Genomic DNA, 16,419 nt, shown 5'->3' on the forward strand with positions numbered 1-16,419 from the left:
GTCAGCAGGCTAATCATGTTGCGCCGCACACCGCTTGGTTCAAGGGGTCCAGCGACATATATTGCGCTATGAGAAGCCCCGAATTCGGGCCGGCAAGCGTGCGTACGGGCCGCTTCGCCACATTCCTGCCCCAGGTGGAAATGGCATTTAACGCTTGGCCCGTCATATTGTGCCGGCTTCCCGGAATCGTGAAGCCGATTGAGGATTGACACCATGAAAGAAGCCGCTGGCGTGGCGCTGGTGACGGGGGGAGCGAAAAGGATCGGCAAGGCGATCGTCGAGGACCTTGCCGCGCATGGTTTTGCCGTCGCCATCCATGCCAATCGTTCCGGAGCCGAGGCCGAGGCGCTGGCCCGCCGCATCAGGGACCAGGGCGGCCGTGCCGCCGTGCTGGTCGCCGACCTCACCGACATGGACGCCGTCGGCGATCTCGTCGGCCGTTCCGAGGCCGCCCTTGGCCCGGTCACGCTGCTCGTCAACAACGCCTCTTTGTTCGTCGACGACCGCGTCGAGGATTTCGACTGGCAGGCCTGGGACCGCCACTTTGCCATCCATGTGAAGACGCCGGCGCTCTTGGCGCAGAACTTCGCCCGCGCCTTGCCGGGCGGCGCGGAGGGGCTGATCGTCAACATCATCGATCAGCGTGTCTGGCGGCCGACGCCACGCTATTTCTCCTATGCGCTGTCGAAATCGGCGCTGTGGACGCAAACGCAGATGCTGGCGCAGGCGCTCGGGCCGCGCATTCGCGTCAACGCCATCGGTCCCGGCCCGACCTTGAAGAACAAGCGCCAGGACGACGATGATTTCGGCAAGCAGGTCGAAGGGCTGATCCTGAAGCGCGGCCCGCAATTGCCGGAATTCGGCGCCACCATCCGCTATCTCTGGGAAGCGCGCTCCGTCACCGGCCAGATGATCGCGCTCGACGGCGGCCAGCATCTTGCATGGCAGACGCCCGATGTGACAGGCATGGTGGAATGAGTCCCGCCCAAAAACATAAGCGAAACGGCGCCGCCGACGATCTGCCGCCCGATGTCGATCTCGATGTCGACATTGAGGATGAGGCGGCGGAGGAGATCGTCGAGCCGGAGGCGGTTTCCGCCGGACCCGATGTCGCCTTCACCGCGATCGACTGGACGCCGCATGCCGGCGACGCAGACGGCATGGTCGGCGCCGAGGTGATCCAGACCTTCGTCAAGCGGCTGCCCAATCAGCCCGGCGTCTACCGCATGATGAACGCCGCCGGCGACGTGCTCTATGTCGGCAAGGCGCGCAGCCTGAAGAAGCGCGTCACCAACTATGCGCAGGGGCGTTTCCATACCGCCCGCATCGGCCGCATGGTGCGCGAGACGGCGACGATGGAGTTCGTCGTCACCCGCACCGAGATCGAGGCGCTGCTGCTCGAGGCCAACCTCATCAAGCGGCTGAGACCACGCTTCAACGTGCTGATGCGGGACGACAAGTCGTTCCCCTACATCCTGCTCACTGGCGACCACGTCTCGCCCGGCATCTACAAGCATCGCGGCGCGCGCTCGCGCAAGGGCGACTATTTCGGGCCGTTCGCGTCGGCCGGCGCCGTCGGGCGCACCATCAATTCGCTGCAACGCGCCTTCCTGCTTCGAAGCTGCACGGATTCCTTCTACGAGAACCGCACACGGCCCTGCCTGCTCTACCAGATCAAGCGCTGCGCCGGCCCCTGCACCGGCGAGATCTCGCACCAGGGCTATGCCGAGCTGGTTGCCGAGGCGAAGGACTTTCTCTCCGGCCGCAGCCAGAAGGTGAAGACCGAGATCTCGGCCGCCATGCAGCAGGCCTCGCAAGAGCTCGATTTCGAGCGCGCCGCGATTTATCGCGACCGCCTTGCGGCGCTCTCGCATGTGCAGGCGCATCAGGGCATCAACCCGCAGACGGTCGAGGAGGCGGACGTCTTCGCCATCCACCAGGAAGGCGGCCAGACCTGCATCCAGGTGTTCTTCTTCCGCACTGGCCAGAACTGGGGCAACCGCGCCTATTTCCCCAAGGCCGATCCGGCGCTGGAGCCGGCCGAGGTGCTGGGCTCGTTCCTGGCGCAGTTCTACGACGACAAGCTGCCGGCGCGCACGCTGCTTCTCTCGCAGCCGGTGCAGGAGCAGGAACTGCTCGCCGAAGCGCTCTCCACCCGCGCCGGGCGCAGGGTAGCGATCTCGGTGCCGCAGCGCGGTGAGAAGAAGGATCTGATCGACCATGCGCTGCAGAACGCGCGCGAGGCGCTCGGCCGCAGGCTGGCCGAAACCTCGACGCAGGCGCGGCTGCTCACCGGCTTTGCCGAGACCTTCGGCCTGCAAAAGCCGCCGGTGCGCATCGAAGTCTACGACAACTCGCACATCATGGGCACAAACGCGGTCGGAGCCATGGTCGTCGCCGGGCCGGAAGGTTTCGTGAAGAACCAGTACCGGAAATTCAACATCCGCTCGACCGAGATCACCCCCGGTGACGATTTCGGCATGATGCGCGAGGTGATGGAGCGGCGTTTCTCGCGACTGCTCAGGGAGCATGGCGACGTCCAGCCTTCCGGCGGAGCGGGCGCCGAAGCTGAGGATGACGCGGCCGAGGATCTTGTCGGCGGGAACGGCAGCTTCCCGGCCTGGCCCGACGTCATCCTGATCGACGGCGGCCAGAGCCAGATGACGGCGGTGCGCAAGATCCTGTCCGATCTCAGGATCGAGGACCGCGTCGTGGCCATCGGTATCGCCAAGGGGCCGGACCGCGACGCCGGACGCGAGCGCTTCTTCGTCAAGGGCAGGGACTCTTTCATGCTGCCGGTGCGCGATCCGGTGCTCTATTTCGTGCAGCGCCTGCGCGACGAGGTGCACCGCTTCGCCATCGGCTCGCACCGCGCCCGCCGCAAGAAGGAGATGGTGAAAAGCCCGCTCGACGAGATCGCCGGCATCGGCCCCGGCCGCAAGCGGGCGCTGCTGCTTGCTTTCGGCACCGCCAAGGCTGTCAGCCGCGCCGCGGTCGAGGACCTTGTCAAGGTCGACGGCATTTCCGAGCACGTGGCGAAGCTGGTTTACAACCATTTTCATGACAGCTGACCATTCTTGCGCCTATTTTGGGCTGACCAATCGAATCTCGCCTGTTGACCCCCTACATCGGCTTCTGATTTGAGTAGGCAGGAGGAGAGAGATCCCGATCAGATATGGCCCAGCGCGCTTTCAACCTGCCGAACATCCTCACCTACGCCCGCATCATCGCGGTGCCGCTGGTGGTGCTGTGCTTTTTTCTCGAAGGCCATCTGAAGTCCTCCGACTTCGCCCGCTGGTCGGCGCTGGTCATCTTCCTGCTCGCCTCCATCACCGACTATTTCGACGGCTATTTTGCGCGCGCCTGGCAGCAGACCTCCAACATCGGCAAGATGCTGGACCCGATCGCCGACAAGCTCCTGGTCGCCACCTGCCTGCTATTGCTCGCCGCCGACACCGACCGGCATGCCGGCATCGCCGGCTGGTCGCTCTGGGCGGCGATCATCATCCTGTGCCGCGAGATCCTGGTTTCGGGCCTGCGCGAATATCTGGCGGCGCTGAAAGTGTCGGTGCCGGTGACGCAGCTCGCGAAATGGAAGACGACTATCCAGATGGTTGCCATCGCCTTCCTGCTCGTCGGCCCGGCCGGCGACAAGATCTTCCCGCTGACCACCCAGATCGGCCTGGTGCTGCTGTGGATCGCGGCGCTCGTCACCCTCTACACCGGCTACGATTATTTCCGTGCTGGCCTGAAGCACATAATGGACGAGTGAGATGTCGACGAAACTCATCTATTTCGCCTGGGTACGCGAGCGGATCGGCAAGCCGGAAGAGGATGTCGAGCTGCCGGCCGGCATCGAGACCGTTGCTGACCTGTTGCGCTGGCTGAAGTCGCGCGGCGCGGAATACGAAAACGCGCTGCAATATCCAGACGTCATCCGCGTCGCCATCAACCAGGAACATGTCGGCCACCGCGAGAAAATCGCGGGCGCGCGCGAGATCGCGCTGTTTCCGCCGATGACCGGGGGCTGAGAATGGCAAGCACGATAGTGCCGGCCATCCGCGTTCAGCGCGAGGATTTCGACATTGCCGCCGAGATCGCCGCCCTGACGAAGGGCCGCGCCGACATCGGCGCCGTGGTCACCTTTTCCGGTCTCTGCCGCGACGAAGAGGGCGCGCTAGCGGCCCTCGAGCTCGAGCATTATCCGGGCATGGCCGAGGCCGAGATCGGCCGCATCGCCGCCGAGGCGGTTGAGCGCTGGCCGCTGCAGGGACTCAGCGTCATCCACCGCCACGGGAAAATCGCGCCGGGCGAGAACATCGTGCTGGTCGTGGCAGCTTCGGCGCACCGCCAAGCGGCCTTCGAAGCGGCGAATTTCCTGATGGATTACCTGAAGTCGCGCGCCCCTTTCTGGAAGAAGGAGCACCGTGCCGACGGATCCGAAGGCGGCTGGGTCGAGGCCAAGGAAGCCGACGACGAGGCGGCGCACCGCTGGAAGAAGTCGGGTGGATAAATCCGGTCTGGGCCATTGAACGACCGCAATCCTTCCCGACCTTGCAAACCGGTTTGATTTGCTTGGCGGAGCAATCTCATGCTGGACAGGATTGCGGAATTCTTCATCTTCGGCCTGGTGCCGCTGGTGGTCGGCGTGCTTGTCGTGCCGGAGCTGACCAGCGCCACCGAAAAGACGATTGCCGGCGAGGTGACCTACCGCGAGCGCATCGCGCTGCCGCCCAATGCGGTGCTTTCGGTCGAGCTCGCCGACGTTTCGCTGGCCGATGCGCCGGCAACGATCATCGGTCAGCGCAAGATCGTGCCGGCCGGCCAGGTGCCGATCAAATTCGAGATCGCCTTCGATTCCAAGGCGGTTCTGCCCGGCAGGACCTATGCCCTGCAGGCCCGCATCACCGTCGACGACCAGCTGCTGTTCATCACCGACACCCGCCACCAGGTCGATCCGCTGGACGGAAAGCCGCAGACGCTCGTGCTGAAAATGGCTGCGCCCGCCACCGAGCCGGACGCCGCGGCCTTGTACGGCCAGAGCTGGCTCGTCGAATATATCGACGGCATCGGCCCGATCGCCGAACCGCAGGCGACGTTCCGCATCAGCGAAGCCGGCAAGGCGGGCGGCAAGGGCCCGTGCAACACCTACTTCGCCACCGCCACGGTGGAAGGAAACAGGATTGCCATCGGCGACATCGGCTCGACCCGCATGGCTTGCGCGCCGGATGTGATGGCTGAAGAGAAGGCACTGTTCGACGCGCTGACCAAGGCGGCCTCCTACCGGATCGATGCCGGCAAGCTCACCCGCGCCGACAAGGACAACCACGAGATCCTCCGCTTCAGCGCCGCGAGTTGAGGCCGCGACAGACCAAGATACGTCTGCAGGACAGCGAGGCGCGAAGGATCGCAACCTTTCGGCCAGCCGGGAAGAATCCGGACGGCTGAGACGTTAACGTGGTCATATGGCGGGCAGGCAAAAGGGACATGTCCCTGCACCGAAGCCGCCGGACCGAATGCGCGGATCGATCTGGCCACTCAAAGGAGACCAGATATGAAAAAGCACGCGCTCATTCTCACTGCCGCAGGTGCGTCGCTCCTTGCCTTCGCCGGCATTGCGAAGGCGGACGATCACCTGTTCAATGCCACACTGCATGGCCTCAGTCTTGACAGCCAGCCCTACCAGACCAACAAGGCCGGCCACAGCGGCGATCTTGCGCCTGGGCAGGGCAGTCCGTTCACCGGCGAGGAGACCAAGACGCCGGCCACCGACACCGAAGCGGCGAACAATCATGCGAATGTGAAAGAGCGCCAGCCGAAGTAACTTCTGACGCCGGCGGGACAGCGCCCCCCTCTGGCCTGCCGGCCATCTCCCCCACAAGGTGGGAGATCGGAAGTCGCCGCCGCTTCCGCCAATCGCTAACGTGGCAGGATTTGCGCTGCCGACGAAGCTGCCAATCTCCCCCCAAGTGGGGGAGATGGCCGGCAGGCCAGAGGGGGGCGCGAAGGAATGCGACGTAACCGTCTTTCACCTAGCGACACCGATTGACCGCGCCGCCGCGACCACCTAGTTTCCCTCGAAAAATGGGGATGGGGTTCCCCCGAAACCGCCCAGCTCTTCCGAGTATCGGGCTGATGACTCCTGCCAGGCGTGCTCTCGCGCGGCGGGATTTGTTTTTCTGCTCGCATCATGCCTCTTTTGGGTAGGCGATTCCCGTTTGGGGTCGCCTTGGAGAAGGCATGAAGCGATGACCCTTGCGGCCTGCGCCCTGGTCCTGACCGGCGGCTTCCTCGGCGGTATTTCCCGCTTCTTCCTGTCGGGCCTTGTCGGCCGCAGCGTCGGCGAGACCTTTCCCTGGGGCACGCTGGTGGTCAACGTCTCCGGCGCGCTCGCCATCGGCGCCTTCGCCGGCGCGGCGCGCGCCGTCGGCGGCGTCTTTTCCGCCGAACTGGTGCGTGACCTGATCGTGGTCGGCCTGTTCGGCGGCTACACCACGGTCTCGTCCTTCTGCCTGCAGACGCTGAACTTGGCGCTCGACGGCGAGCGGCGGCTCGCCGTCTTCAACGTAGCCGCCTCGGCGGCGCTCTGCATGCTCGCGGTTGCACTCGGCTTTTGGGCGGTCGTGCGGATGGCGGGGTAGGCACCATGGTCGGAAACGACAGACAGACGGCCTTGCGGCTTTATCTGGCGGTCGGCTGCGGCGCGGCCATCGGCTCGCTGGCGCGCTTCCTGTCCGGCTACGTCATCGTCTCGCTGCTGGGCTGGAGCGCCCTTCTTGCAACGGCTTTCGTCAACATCGTCGGCTCCTGGGTCATCATGTTCTTCGCCACGCTGACCCGGCCGGATGGGCGTATCATGATCGGTCCGACCGGCCGCCAGTTCGTCACCGGCGGCTTCTGCGGCGGCCTCACCACCTTCTCGGCCATGAGCCTCGACACCTTTATCCTGCTTTTCGAGGGCGACCTCGGCCTCGCCGCGACCTATCTTGCCAGTGTCGTGGTGCTGTCGCTTGCTTCGGCCTGGCTTGGCTATCTCATGGCGGCCAGGTTCAACCGCTTGCCGACTACCAAATGACCAGGGAGGAGAACATGGAACTTCCCAGCCAATGCGCGCTGCTCAGGATCTTCTTCGGCGAGGACGACAGGGCGGCCGACGGCAAGCCGCTGCATGAGGCGATCGTCATCAAGGCTCGTGAGGCAGGCATGGCGGGCGCAACCGTGCTCAGGGGGCCGCTCGGCTTCGGCCGCTCGAGCGTGCTCCACACCGCCAAGATCCTGCGGCTGTCGCAGGACCTGCCAATCGTCGTCGAGATCGTCGACGCACCGGAGAAGATCGACGCGCTGATCCCTCAGATCAAGGCGCTGACCAACAGTTGCCTAATCACCAGGGAGAAGGTCGAGGTGATACGCTACGGCGACAGGGATTGAACCTGGATCGCTCAGCGATGGCGAAGACGACGGCTTACTGAGTCTTCGTCGAAAATGCCGGCGGAAAACAGCTTCATGGCTTCGATCGCCAGCTCGGAGGCCTCGGGGCTGCCGCGGGCAATGCCCCGTTCCTCGCAGACTTGGTCGTAGATGCGTTTCAACAGGACGAGATCGTCCGGATAGGCAACGCCGCTTGTGGAAACATGGGGGTTAATCATGCTTCCCTCCCTGATTTCGGGCGGAAGCGCGATGGTCGCTCACAGCCGGCGACGCCCTTGTCACTTGTCGCCGATGACGTCGATCTAGGGCGTTTGGCCGGCCCGCCCACCTCACTGCGACAAAAAAGGCGGCCGAGGCCGCCTTCATTGCTTGGTCGCAACCGTCGGTTCAGCCGACGATCTCGGTGTCGGAGAACCAGTAGTGGATCTCCTGCGCGGCGGTTTCCGGCGCGTCCGAGCCGTGCACCGAATTCTCGCCGATCGACAGCGCATGCACCTTGCGGATGGTGCCCTCGTCGGCATTGGCCGGGTTGGTGGCGCCCATCACTTCGCGGTTCTTGGCGATGGCGTTGTCGCCCTCCAGCACCTGCACGATGGTCGGGCCGGACGACATGAACTCAACCAGCTCGCCGAAGAACGGACGCTCCTTGTGGACGGCGTAGAAGCCTTCGGCCTCGCGGCGGCTCATCCACACGCGGCGCGACGCGATGACGCGCAGGCCCGCGTCTTCCAGCATCTTGGTGATGGCGCCGGTCAGATTGCGCTTGGTCGCATCCGGCTTGATCATGGAGAAGGTGCGTTCGATCGCCATTGGGTCGTCCTTGTTCTGGGAATGGAGTGGCGGGCTCTATACAAGCCGCTTGGCGGCTTGCCAAGGGGAGGCGGCTTCTGGTCAAGGCCGGCTCTTTGCGGGATAATTAGACGGCTGCGAGCTCGGCTTCGCGCCAGGGTCCGGGCGTCGCGGCAGCGGAGCCGTAGGCGATGGACTGGCCTTACCTCAGACGCGGCGATGTCGCCGGCATCCTGCTCATGGCCGTCGTTCTTGCCGGGATCGTCTTCGTTCTGCTGTTCTTTCCACAGCGCGGGCAGCAGAATTTCGGCTTCGGCCCGGAATGGCGGTGCGCGCGCATGGAGAAGGGCGACCCGATCTGCGTCAGGCTGGTCGACAACGGTACGCCGAATAGGGATGCGACAAGCAAAGATGCGTCAAGTAGACGCTAAAGCTCGACCTCGATGGTCAATTCCGTCGTATCGCCGGCCTTCAGCTGTTCACGCTGTCGTACCGAGGCCTTGACGGGCAGAAGCAGGCTGCCGGACGCCTTGTCGGGGAAGAGCGACGTGCTCCATCTTGTCTCGCCGATGACGGCCGTGACGCCGAGCGAGCCCCAGGGCCGCGCCAGCCCCGCCATCGCCGCCTTGATGCACGCCGCGAACTCGGCCGGCAGCGTCACGAAATGCCAGCCTCCCTTGCCGGGATAGACCCAGATCTCGGCCCGTATCTCATAGCGCAGCATGGCGATCCCGTCGCTCGCAGCTTCGCAAGGTCGTTCCGTCACGCCGCCGCCGCAGAAACCTCGCGCCCGATCCCGCCATGCAGGTCGAGGCAGCGCTCGAACCACTGGGCCACGCTGTCGTTGGCCTCGAGCAGTCGATAGGGCGAGGCGACGCGTGCCCATTGCAGCGCGCCGAAGACGATGTAATCGGCAAACAGCGGCGATGCCCCGCCGATGAAAGGCTGGTAGCCGAGCATCGAGCGCAACGGCTCCAGCGAGGCGCGGAAGCCGGCGAGCCCGGCGTCGCGGCCGGCGACCACCTCTTCCAGCCGCGTGCCGAGCCGCTGTTCACGGCTCCGACGGAAATAGGCGCGGTTCGCCTCATCCTGCATGCCGTTGAGATCGGTGAGCAGCACCGTCATAAGGTAGGGATGGATGGTGAGCTGCGACCAACGCTCGATGAAACGCGCCATCGCCTTGCCGCCTTCGCCACCGAAGAGCGTTGGCCGTTCGGGATAGGCTTCGTCGAGATAGAGCGCGATCGCGAAGGAATCGGCCACGACGCGCTCGCCGTCGCGGATCACCGGCACCGTCTTCGACACGCCGCCCTCCACCTTGGGCACCTCCAGGAAGCGCGTCGGCACCTTGGTGGCGTCGAGCCCCTTGTGGGCCAGCGCCATCTTCGTCTTCCAGCAATGCGGGCTGAACGGGCGTTGGGCGTCGTGGCCGACGAGATCATAGAACAGAATGGTCATTGACGTTCCTGCGGGTTACCAAGAGCCGGGATTCGCTCTGAGCCGGATGGAAGAATGAGACAGCATTTCATGATGTTTGCGGCCTACAATCAATGGGCCAACGCGCGCATCTACGATGCCGCTGCCGATCTCCACGAGGAAGAGCTCGGCCGCGACGTCGGCGCTTTCTTCGGCTCGATGCTGGGCACGCTCAACCATCTGCTCGTCACCGACCGCATCTGGATGAAGCGCTTTACGGGCGAGGGGGATGCGCCCTCAAACCTTGCGACGATCCTCCATCGCGCCTTCCCAGGCTTGCGCATGGCACGCGAGGCCGAGGACAAGAGGATCGTCGACTGGGTGAGCGGCATGACCGACAAGGCGTTCACCGGACGATTTTCCTATATGACGACCGACATGCGCACCGTCTCGCAGCGGCTGGCGCCGGCGCTCAGCCACCTTTTCAACCACCAGACCCACCATCGCGGCCAGGCGCATATGTGCCTCACCGTGCTCGGCAGACCCTCCGTGCCGCTCGACCTGATGCTGTTCCAGCGTTCCGAGGAAGGCCGCGCCTACGCCTGAGGCGTGGCCTTCCGGGTTCTCTCATCGATCGCCACGGAATGCCGTCGGGTCGCAATTGCCATGTCCTGACCGACCCCACATCGTCCACCGGTCGACGATTGTTGATGAAACTCAAACATCAAGGAAAACTCGTATATCATTTTAGAACAACGAATTTTTCCTCAAAAAAGATGGAACCCTGACGGACTCCATTCGTATTCCCTCATTCCTCTCGCACGAAGCATGCGCACGGACACAGGTGCTCCGACGATGTGGTGCGGAAAGATGTGGCAACGAAGGAGAACGCCATGAATGGTATCGTGGAAAAAATCGCCGGCACATTGGTCGGCGGCATTGCCATTCTCGCCGCGCCGGTGAGTGCCGCTGATCTCGACATCGGTTTTGGCATCGACAACGGTGGCGTCGGTGCGGGCAGTTCGGGTGGATTGAGCACCGGCACGGGCGTCTCGATCGGCGGTTCAACCGGTCTCGGCACTGGCTTTGGCAGCAATATCGGCGGCGTCGGCGTGGGCGGCTCCGGCGGCTTCAGCGCCGGCACGGGCACCTCGGTTGGCGGCATCGCGGGTACGACAACCGGCACAGGCACCTCGTTCGGCGCAACGGGTGGCGTCGGCGGCACTGGCATCTTGGGCGGCTCCGGCGGCTTCAACGCCCGCACCAGCGGCTCGGTTGGCGGCTCCATGGGCATCACCACTGGTTCCGGCGTCTTCGGTGGCACCGGTGGCCTCAGCGGTGGCGGTGCCTTGGGCGGCTCGGGCGCCACGACCGCCCCCTAAGGCAATCGGGAAAGCGCCCGGCGGCTTTCCGTCCGGAACTGCTTGAATCAAACGGCCGGAGCGATTCCGCCAAAGCGGAAGCGCTCCGGCAGATTTCCGACCGCGCCGTTCGGAGCGCCCCGCCGCTGCGGCGGCCGGCTTTTCGAAACCGCACCGCGCCTTCCGGCGCTTGGCTGCAGGTTAACCAAACTTGCATCGAAGCTAATGTATTAGGATTTCGTTTGCGCTCGCGCTGCACAATGGACCCGTTGCAGTGGGAGCAAATGTCATGCGCATCGATTTGTCCCCCACCAGTTGGGGCAGGGTCGTGGCCGTCACCGGCGCGGGCACCGCTTTCTTCATTGCTGCCGCCTTCTTCGTCGATTCCTTCAACTTTCCCTCGCTGTCGCCCGAGGCGCTGCTCTGGGCCGAGCTCACCGACCTGTTCCTGCCGCTTGTCCTCGGCGGTTCCTTCCTGTTCTTCCTGATGTGGAAGATGCGCCAGCTGGCCATCGCCCAGAAGGAGCTCAGCATCGTCGCCGCGACCGACAGCCTGACGGCGGTCTTCAACCGTGGCGCCTTCTCGATGCTCGTCGAGGCCTATCTCGAGCAGGCGCGCAGCCATGACGTCGCCGATTCCGGCGCGCTGCTGATCGTCGATGCCGATCATTTCAAGTCGATCAACGACCGTCTCGGACATGATTGCGGCGACCAGGCGCTGAAGCTGATCGCCAGGACGATCCAGGGTCAGTTGCACGGCGCCGACATCGTCGGACGCATCGGCGGCGAGGAATTCGCGGTCTTCCTTCCGGGCGCCGACGCGACGCGCTCCTTCCTGGTCGCGGAATCGATCAGGCGGCGCATCCGCGAGGCCGACTTCGCGCCCGGCGGCCAGTCATGTCCGCTCTCGGTTAGCATCGGCGGCATCGCTTTCAGCGGACCCACCACCTATCACGACATGTTCCAGGTTGCCGACAGGCACCTCTACCGGGCCAAGTCGAACGGACGCGACCAGGTGAGCTTCGAAAGCCCGCGCAGCGCGCTATCCGGCGAAGCCGCCAACACGTTCCACTGAACGGCTCCGGGCGGCAGAGGCAGGAGCGCTCTCACCGGTGGCTGCGGTTGAGCAGCGGCCTGTGCTGGCGGATCAGCCGGCGCTCGACGTCGAGATAGGGCCTGACCAGGCCGGCGGCCGTCAATGTCGGCTCGGGCTGATGGACAACCGCCGTCAGCATGCCATGCGCGGTAAGCAGGCCCAGCCACTTCAACGCTTCCCATTTCGGCGTTGCGCCGCTACACCCGGCGAGGCTCCGGTTGATGTAGCCGGGATAGGAGAGCAGGCGCTTGCCCGCCGATGCGCCGCAAGCGCCGATCCTGACGGCTGGCCGCCGGCTGTGATCCAGGCATAGACGGCCTCGCGGAGCTCGCACACCTTCTGGTCGGTGATCGTGACACGGATGGAGGACTTGTCTCGACCGAGCCTCATTTCCGCCGCCGGCTTGAACTGGTCGCGATCGAGAAACATCCGCCCCCCTGCTGCATGTCGCAAAGCTGCATAGGGACAGCGAATGTTCTGTGGGATGTTTCACGCGCCGGGCGGTTCTGTGCGCCGTTTCACGCAGCGCTCCGTTCTATGCGGTATTTCATGCAGCGCCGGAAAAGTTTCGCGGGATCCGGCCGAGGCAGCAGTATGCATGCGGGAAGGCGGGTTGAATGGAAAACCCGCCCGAGAACCATCTCAGGCGGGGTTTCGTTAGGCCTCACCGGCTCGGGCTGATCTCAGGCCGCGAAGCCGCTATGGCCGCGCGCGACCGGCTTCACCGAGACGATCGGCTGATCAGACTGCCACAGAATGCCTGCGGTCACCGCAAAGGTGATCAGCGCGTCGCGCGCCGATTCGGCGGAGATTTCTCCGGCCCGCGCGGCCTCGCAGGCCTTCACCGCGGCGCCGTAGCTCAACCGCCGCCGCGACGGCGGGAACTCGGTCAGGAACTCATGCATGGCGGACAGCGAGACGATCATGCGCTTGTGGCCGGCGCCGACACTGACCGCGACCGGGGTGAAGAACATCCTGTCGTGCATTTAGACCTCTTGGAAATTGGGTGGAGGATGGCGGGGTTGCCAGCCTCGATCTCGGGTAGGACGCCACACAACGCACCTTGCGGCGTGTGGTTCCGCGGTCGGCGATCTTTTCGCGCCTGGCGGCCAAACGAGCACCGGTTACTGGCCGGTGCCGGCTATGATTGTTACTTCTGCCGGGGACTGCGGAACATGGTAATACGCCGAAAGCACCAGCAGAAGGATGGCAACCCCTGCGAACAACATCGCGACGATGTTGACGAAGAGTTGGCCGGCCCGCTCGGCAAGCCGTTGCCGCCAACTCATCGTCGATGGAATCAAGCGCATTTTTCACCGGGCCCCATGGAGTAGCCGAAGAGACGGCCCCTAATATCGCCAGCCTCTGTGGAGGCCGCAGCTCCAGACTCTCTTCACCACCCAATGATGGTGGTGCCAGCGCTTGTGCACCCTGACCATGCAGTCGCGATTATGACGATAGCTGCGCCAGTCGCGCATTTCGTATCGACGGCTGTAGCGCCAGTAGTCATCGCGCATGTGATGACGGCGCCAGTAGTAATCGTCATTGTATCGGCCCATGCCGTCATCGGTGGTGATGGTCAGGCTTGTCGCCTGCGTCGGAACCGTTGTCGGTGCCATGGCAGCCACGCCGAGCATGGCGGCTAGAATGAGATTCTTCATTGCTGCCTCCTCGCATTAGATTTTCCTAACGGAAACCCATTGCCGGGTGAAAAGTTCCCCAAAGCAGGCCGCGCCGATCGCGCGTTGTCCTGGACAGTTTCTGCGAAGCGTCGACCCGCGATGCTTTGGCAGGTGCTTATTTCCACATGCCGCGCATGCGCGCGCCGAGATCGACCTTGATGCCCGGCCTTTGGCGCGGGTCGTCCTTGATCGCAGCACTTGCCCAGGATGACTGTTCGAAGGCCGAAAGCATCGAGGCCGGGATGAAGCGGGTGCGCGAGGCATAGACGTGGCGGTCGCCACGCGCCGGCTGGTTGTGCGGATAAAAGCGCTGCGGCACCACCAGATGCAGGCTGTCCTTCGCCCGCGTCATCGCCACATAGAGCAGCCGGCGCTCCTCCTCGATATCTTCCTTGGTGCCGACGCCGAGATCGGCCGGGATGCAGCCGTCGACGGTGTTGAGCACGAAGACGTTCTTCCATTCCTGGCCCTTGGCCGAATGGATGGTCGACAGGATGAGGTAGTCCTCGTCGCGATGCGGCGGGCCGGCCTGGTCGCTGGTGGCGTCGGGTGGATCGAGCGTCAGCTCGGTCAGGAAACGCTCGCGCGAGGGATAGCCCGACGCGATCTGCTCGAGCTGCAGGAGGTCCGCCCGGCGCGTGATCGCGTCCTCGTGGATGCGTTCCATATGCGGCTCGTACCAGAGCCTGACCCGCTCCAGGTCGGACGGCCATTTGGCGCCGGCGCGCAGCCCGCTGTAGATGTCGAAGAAGACCGGCCAGGCTTCAGCCGCGCGCTGCGGCGGCCGGAAGCGGGCAAGGCCCAGCGTCTCGTCCAGCGACGTCGCCATCGCCTCGACGATCTGCGAGGCGGCCGAAGGCCCAATGCCAGGCATCAATTGCAGAACGCGGAAGCCTGCGACGCGGTCGCGCGGGTTCTCGGCGAAGCGCAGCATCGCCAGCGTGTCCTTGACATGGGCGGCGTCGAGGAACTTCAGCCCGCCGAACTTCACGAAGGGGATGTTGCGGCGCGTGAGTTCCACCTCCAGCGGCCCGCTGTGATGCGAGGCGCGGAAGAGCACGGCTTGCGCCTTCAGCGCCGTGCCTGCCTCGCGCTCGGCAAGGATCGCCTGGCAGACATAATTGGCCTGCTCGGCCTCGTCGCGCACGCTCACCAGCTGCGGCTTGTGCGACGATCTGCGCTCGGTCCACAGGTTCTTGGTGAAGCGTTCCGTAGCCTCGCCGATCACCCTGTTGGCGGCGGCCAGGATCGTCTCGGTCGAGCGGTAGTTGCGCTCCAGCATGACGATCTCGGCGCCTTGCGTGAACTGTTTTGGGAAATCGAGGATGTTGCGCGCTTCCGCTGCGCGGAAGGAATAGATCGACTGCGCGTCGTCGCCCACCACGGTGAGCCCGGCGCCGTCCGGCTTCAATGCCAGCAGGATCGAGGCCTGCAGCCGGTTGGTGTCTTGGTATTCGTCGACCAGCACATGATCGAAGCGGGAGCCAAGGTGAGCGGCGATCTCCGGCTCGGCCGCCATCTGCGCCCAGTAGAGCAGGAGGTCGTCGTAATCGAGCACGTTTTGCGCCTGCTTGGCTTCGACATAGGCCGCATACAGCTCCTTCAGCTGGTCCGCCCACGCCGCGCACCAGGGGAATGCCGAGCCCAGCACTTCACCCAGCGGTGCCTGCGCGTTGACCGCCCGCGAATAGATCTGCAGGCAGGTGCTTTTGGTCGGAAAGCGGCTTTCGGTCTTGGAAAAACCGAGCTCGTGGCGGGCGAGGTTCATCAGGTCGGCGGAATCCTCGCGGTCGTGGATGGTGAAGGCGGGATCGAGGCCGATCTGCTCGGCATAGTCGCGCAAGAGCCTTGCGCCGATGCCGTGGAAGGTTCCGGCCCAGGCAAGCGCGTCGGCGATGATGGCGGCGTCGCGGCCCAGCACCTCGCCGGCGATGCGCTCGACGCGCTTGGCCATTTCAGCCGCCGCGCGGCGCGAGAAGGTCATCAGCAGGATGCGGCGCGGATCGGCGCCCTTGACGATGAGGTGGGCCACGCGATGCGCCAGCGTGTTGGTCTTGCCGGAGCCGGCGCCGGCGATCACCAGCAAAGGTGCCGCCACCTTGCCGTCGCCATGCACCACCGCCAGCCGCTGCTCGTCGTTCAGCCGGGCGAGATAGGCGGGAGCTTCGAAGGACGAATCATGGGCGGCGATGTTCATCGCCCATCAAGCATCGTTTCCGCTTTGTTCGCAATGCTTCGCTTCGCGGCTGGAGAGGGGCCTACGACGTCGGCGGGTTCTCTCGTACCGTTTCAAGGCCGGCGCCTTCCCCCGCTCCGTCTCGGGCTTTGCCCGAGCCACCTCTCCCCCACGTCCGTGGGGGCGAGGAAAGGGCGTTTACCTCTTCGGCTCCACACCCATCGCTGCGGACTGGCGCCGCAGCGTCCGCCGTTCGTCCGGCGGCGCGGCATCGCCGGATGCCTCCTCGATGATCCTCATCGTGACGCGATAGGCCGTGTAGGCAAACAGGCCGACAAGCAGCAGACGGATCATGACCATCTCCTCCCGACTTATCGAAGCTCAACCGGAGACAGGCCGGTTGGTTCCCGCCCGCCCACGCAACCAAACCGCCGCCGCCCCGTTTGCCCAAAGAAAAAGGGGGCAACCGAG

23 protein-coding genes, 1 pseudogene and 1 riboswitch are annotated in these 16,419 nt (G+C 64.6%); of the genes and pseudogenes, 14 read left to right on the forward strand and 10 right to left on the reverse strand.

Going from position 1 to position 16,419, the window contains the following annotated elements; translation table 11 throughout:
• Window positions 1–213 precede the first annotated feature (213 nt).
• The 10 genes from RFN30_RS03370 to RFN30_RS03415 all read left to right on the forward strand — a co-directional run bounded on the left by RFN30_RS03370 (window position 214) and on the right by RFN30_RS03415 (window position 7,428).
• A complete protein-coding gene (locus RFN30_RS03370; protein WP_320260702.1) occupies window positions 214–978 on the forward strand; it encodes an SDR family oxidoreductase in 765 nt (254 codons plus the stop codon).
• On the forward strand, window positions 975–3,071 hold the full coding sequence (gene uvrC / locus RFN30_RS03375) for an excinuclease ABC subunit UvrC (protein WP_320260703.1): 2,097 nt from the start codon (window positions 975–977) through the stop codon (window positions 3,069–3,071). Before RFN30_RS03370 ends, uvrC begins: the two co-directional genes overlap by 4 nt.
• 104 nt (window positions 3,072–3,175) lie before the next feature.
• Window positions 3,176–3,772 carry a CDP-diacylglycerol--glycerol-3-phosphate 3-phosphatidyltransferase gene (pgsA, locus tag RFN30_RS03380; RefSeq protein WP_059186210.1) on the forward strand — a complete coding sequence of 199 codons (597 nt, stop codon included), beginning with the start codon at window positions 3,176–3,178 and terminating at the stop codon, window positions 3,770–3,772.
• 1 nt (window position 3,773) lies between these two features.
• Window positions 3,774–4,031, forward strand: a complete 258-nt coding sequence (moaD, locus tag RFN30_RS03385; RefSeq protein ID WP_126101087.1) for a molybdopterin converting factor subunit 1 — start codon at window positions 3,774–3,776, stop codon at window positions 4,029–4,031.
• A 2-nt stretch (window positions 4,032–4,033) separates the two neighbouring features.
• Window positions 4,034–4,513 carry a molybdenum cofactor biosynthesis protein MoaE gene (locus RFN30_RS03390; RefSeq protein WP_320260704.1) on the forward strand — a complete coding sequence of 160 codons (480 nt, stop codon included), beginning with the start codon at window positions 4,034–4,036 and terminating at the stop codon, window positions 4,511–4,513.
• Between the two features lie 78 nt (window positions 4,514–4,591).
• The gene (locus RFN30_RS03395; protein WP_320260705.1) at window positions 4,592–5,359 is read left to right on the forward strand and encodes a YbaY family lipoprotein; all 768 of its coding nucleotides are present in this window, start codon (window positions 4,592–4,594) and stop codon (window positions 5,357–5,359) included.
• Between the two features lie 195 nt (window positions 5,360–5,554).
• Window positions 5,555–5,824 carry a hypothetical protein gene (locus tag RFN30_RS03400; protein WP_320260706.1) on the forward strand — a complete coding sequence of 90 codons (270 nt, stop codon included), beginning with the start codon at window positions 5,555–5,557 and terminating at the stop codon, window positions 5,822–5,824.
• A gap of 253 nt (window positions 5,825–6,077) precedes the next feature.
• Window positions 6,078–6,152, forward strand: a riboswitch (Fluoride riboswitch).
• A gap of 96 nt (window positions 6,153–6,248) precedes the next feature.
• A complete protein-coding gene (crcB, locus tag RFN30_RS03405) occupies window positions 6,249–6,641 on the forward strand; it encodes a fluoride efflux transporter CrcB (protein ID WP_320260707.1) in 393 nt (130 codons plus the stop codon).
• Between the two features lie 5 nt (window positions 6,642–6,646).
• Window positions 6,647–7,075, forward strand: a complete 429-nt coding sequence (gene crcB / locus RFN30_RS03410; protein ID WP_320260708.1) for a fluoride efflux transporter CrcB — start codon at window positions 6,647–6,649, stop codon at window positions 7,073–7,075.
• 14 nt (window positions 7,076–7,089) lie between these two features.
• Window positions 7,090–7,428 (forward strand): DUF190 domain-containing protein, encoded by a 339-nt coding sequence (locus tag RFN30_RS03415; protein ID WP_320260709.1) that lies wholly within the window; start codon window positions 7,090–7,092, stop codon window positions 7,426–7,428.
• 11 nt (window positions 7,429–7,439) lie between these two features.
• Here RFN30_RS03415 and RFN30_RS03420 read toward each other — a convergent pair whose 3' ends face one another.
• Window positions 7,440–7,646, reverse strand: coding sequence for a hypothetical protein (locus RFN30_RS03420; RefSeq protein WP_320260710.1), 207 nt, complete (start codon window positions 7,644–7,646; stop codon window positions 7,440–7,442).
• A gap of 169 nt (window positions 7,647–7,815) precedes the next feature.
• Window positions 7,816–8,238, reverse strand: coding sequence for a nucleoside-diphosphate kinase (gene ndk / locus RFN30_RS03425; RefSeq protein WP_320260711.1), 423 nt, complete (start codon window positions 8,236–8,238; stop codon window positions 7,816–7,818).
• 170 nt (window positions 8,239–8,408) lie between these two features.
• Between ndk and RFN30_RS03430 the strand changes: the two genes are divergently transcribed.
• Window positions 8,409–8,648 (forward strand): hypothetical protein, encoded by a 240-nt coding sequence (locus RFN30_RS03430; protein ID WP_320260712.1) that lies wholly within the window; start codon window positions 8,409–8,411, stop codon window positions 8,646–8,648.
• Here RFN30_RS03430 and RFN30_RS03435 read toward each other — a convergent pair.
• Together RFN30_RS03435 and RFN30_RS03440 are read right to left on the reverse strand one after the other, a co-directional pair.
• On the reverse strand, window positions 8,645–8,983 hold the full coding sequence (locus RFN30_RS03435; protein ID WP_320260713.1) for a DUF1905 domain-containing protein: 339 nt from the start codon (window positions 8,981–8,983) through the stop codon (window positions 8,645–8,647). The genes RFN30_RS03430 and RFN30_RS03435 overlap by 4 nt on opposite strands.
• A complete protein-coding gene (locus RFN30_RS03440; protein WP_320260714.1) occupies window positions 8,980–9,675 on the reverse strand; it encodes a glutathione S-transferase family protein in 696 nt (231 codons plus the stop codon). Before RFN30_RS03440 ends, RFN30_RS03435 begins: the two co-directional genes overlap by 4 nt.
• A 54-nt stretch (window positions 9,676–9,729) precedes the next feature.
• Between RFN30_RS03440 and RFN30_RS03445 the strand changes: the two genes are divergently transcribed.
• The 3 genes from RFN30_RS03445 (at window position 9,730) to RFN30_RS03455 (ending at window position 12,069) form a co-directional block, all read left to right on the forward strand.
• The gene (locus RFN30_RS03445; protein ID WP_320260715.1) at window positions 9,730–10,239 is read left to right on the forward strand and encodes a DinB family protein; all 510 of its coding nucleotides are present in this window, start codon (window positions 9,730–9,732) and stop codon (window positions 10,237–10,239) included.
• 287 nt (window positions 10,240–10,526) lie between these two features.
• Entirely contained in the window at window positions 10,527–11,015 is a 489-nt protein-coding gene (locus RFN30_RS03450; protein WP_320260716.1) for a PE family protein, read from the forward strand.
• Window positions 11,016–11,283: 268 nt separating this feature from the next.
• Window positions 11,284–12,069 (forward strand): GGDEF domain-containing protein, encoded by a 786-nt coding sequence (locus RFN30_RS03455; RefSeq protein ID WP_320260717.1) that lies wholly within the window; start codon window positions 11,284–11,286, stop codon window positions 12,067–12,069.
• Between the two features lie 31 nt (window positions 12,070–12,100).
• Here RFN30_RS03455 and RFN30_RS03460 read toward each other — a convergent pair whose 3' ends face one another.
• The 6 genes and pseudogenes from RFN30_RS03460 to RFN30_RS03485 form a co-directional block, all read right to left on the reverse strand.
• On the reverse strand, window positions 12,101–12,424 hold the full coding sequence (locus RFN30_RS03460) for a hypothetical protein (protein WP_320260718.1): 324 nt from the start codon (window positions 12,422–12,424) through the stop codon (window positions 12,101–12,103).
• A 349-nt stretch (window positions 12,425–12,773) separates the two neighbouring features.
• Window positions 12,774–13,076: a DUF982 domain-containing protein gene (locus tag RFN30_RS03465; protein WP_320260719.1), complete on the reverse strand. Its 303-nt coding sequence runs from the start codon at window positions 13,074–13,076 to the stop codon at window positions 12,774–12,776.
• A 138-nt stretch (window positions 13,077–13,214) separates the two neighbouring features.
• Window positions 13,215–13,400, reverse strand: coding sequence for a hypothetical protein (locus RFN30_RS03470; protein ID WP_320260720.1), 186 nt, complete (start codon window positions 13,398–13,400; stop codon window positions 13,215–13,217).
• A 39-nt stretch (window positions 13,401–13,439) separates the two neighbouring features.
• A complete protein-coding gene (locus RFN30_RS03475) occupies window positions 13,440–13,751 on the reverse strand; it encodes a hypothetical protein (RefSeq protein ID WP_320260721.1) in 312 nt (103 codons plus the stop codon).
• A gap of 255 nt (window positions 13,752–14,006) precedes the next feature.
• A pseudogene (locus RFN30_RS03480) lies at window positions 14,007–15,969 on the reverse strand (ATP-dependent helicase); the annotation flags it as partial.
• Window positions 15,970–16,146: 177 nt separating this feature from the next.
• The gene (locus RFN30_RS03485; protein ID WP_320260723.1) at window positions 16,147–16,302 is read right to left on the reverse strand and encodes a hypothetical protein; all 156 of its coding nucleotides are present in this window, start codon (window positions 16,300–16,302) and stop codon (window positions 16,147–16,149) included.
• Window positions 16,303–16,419 lie beyond the last annotated feature (117 nt).

The organism is Mesorhizobium dulcispinae (assembly GCF_033977345.1).
Classification (GTDB): Bacteria; Pseudomonadota; Alphaproteobacteria; order Rhizobiales; family Rhizobiaceae; genus Mesorhizobium; species Mesorhizobium dulcispinae.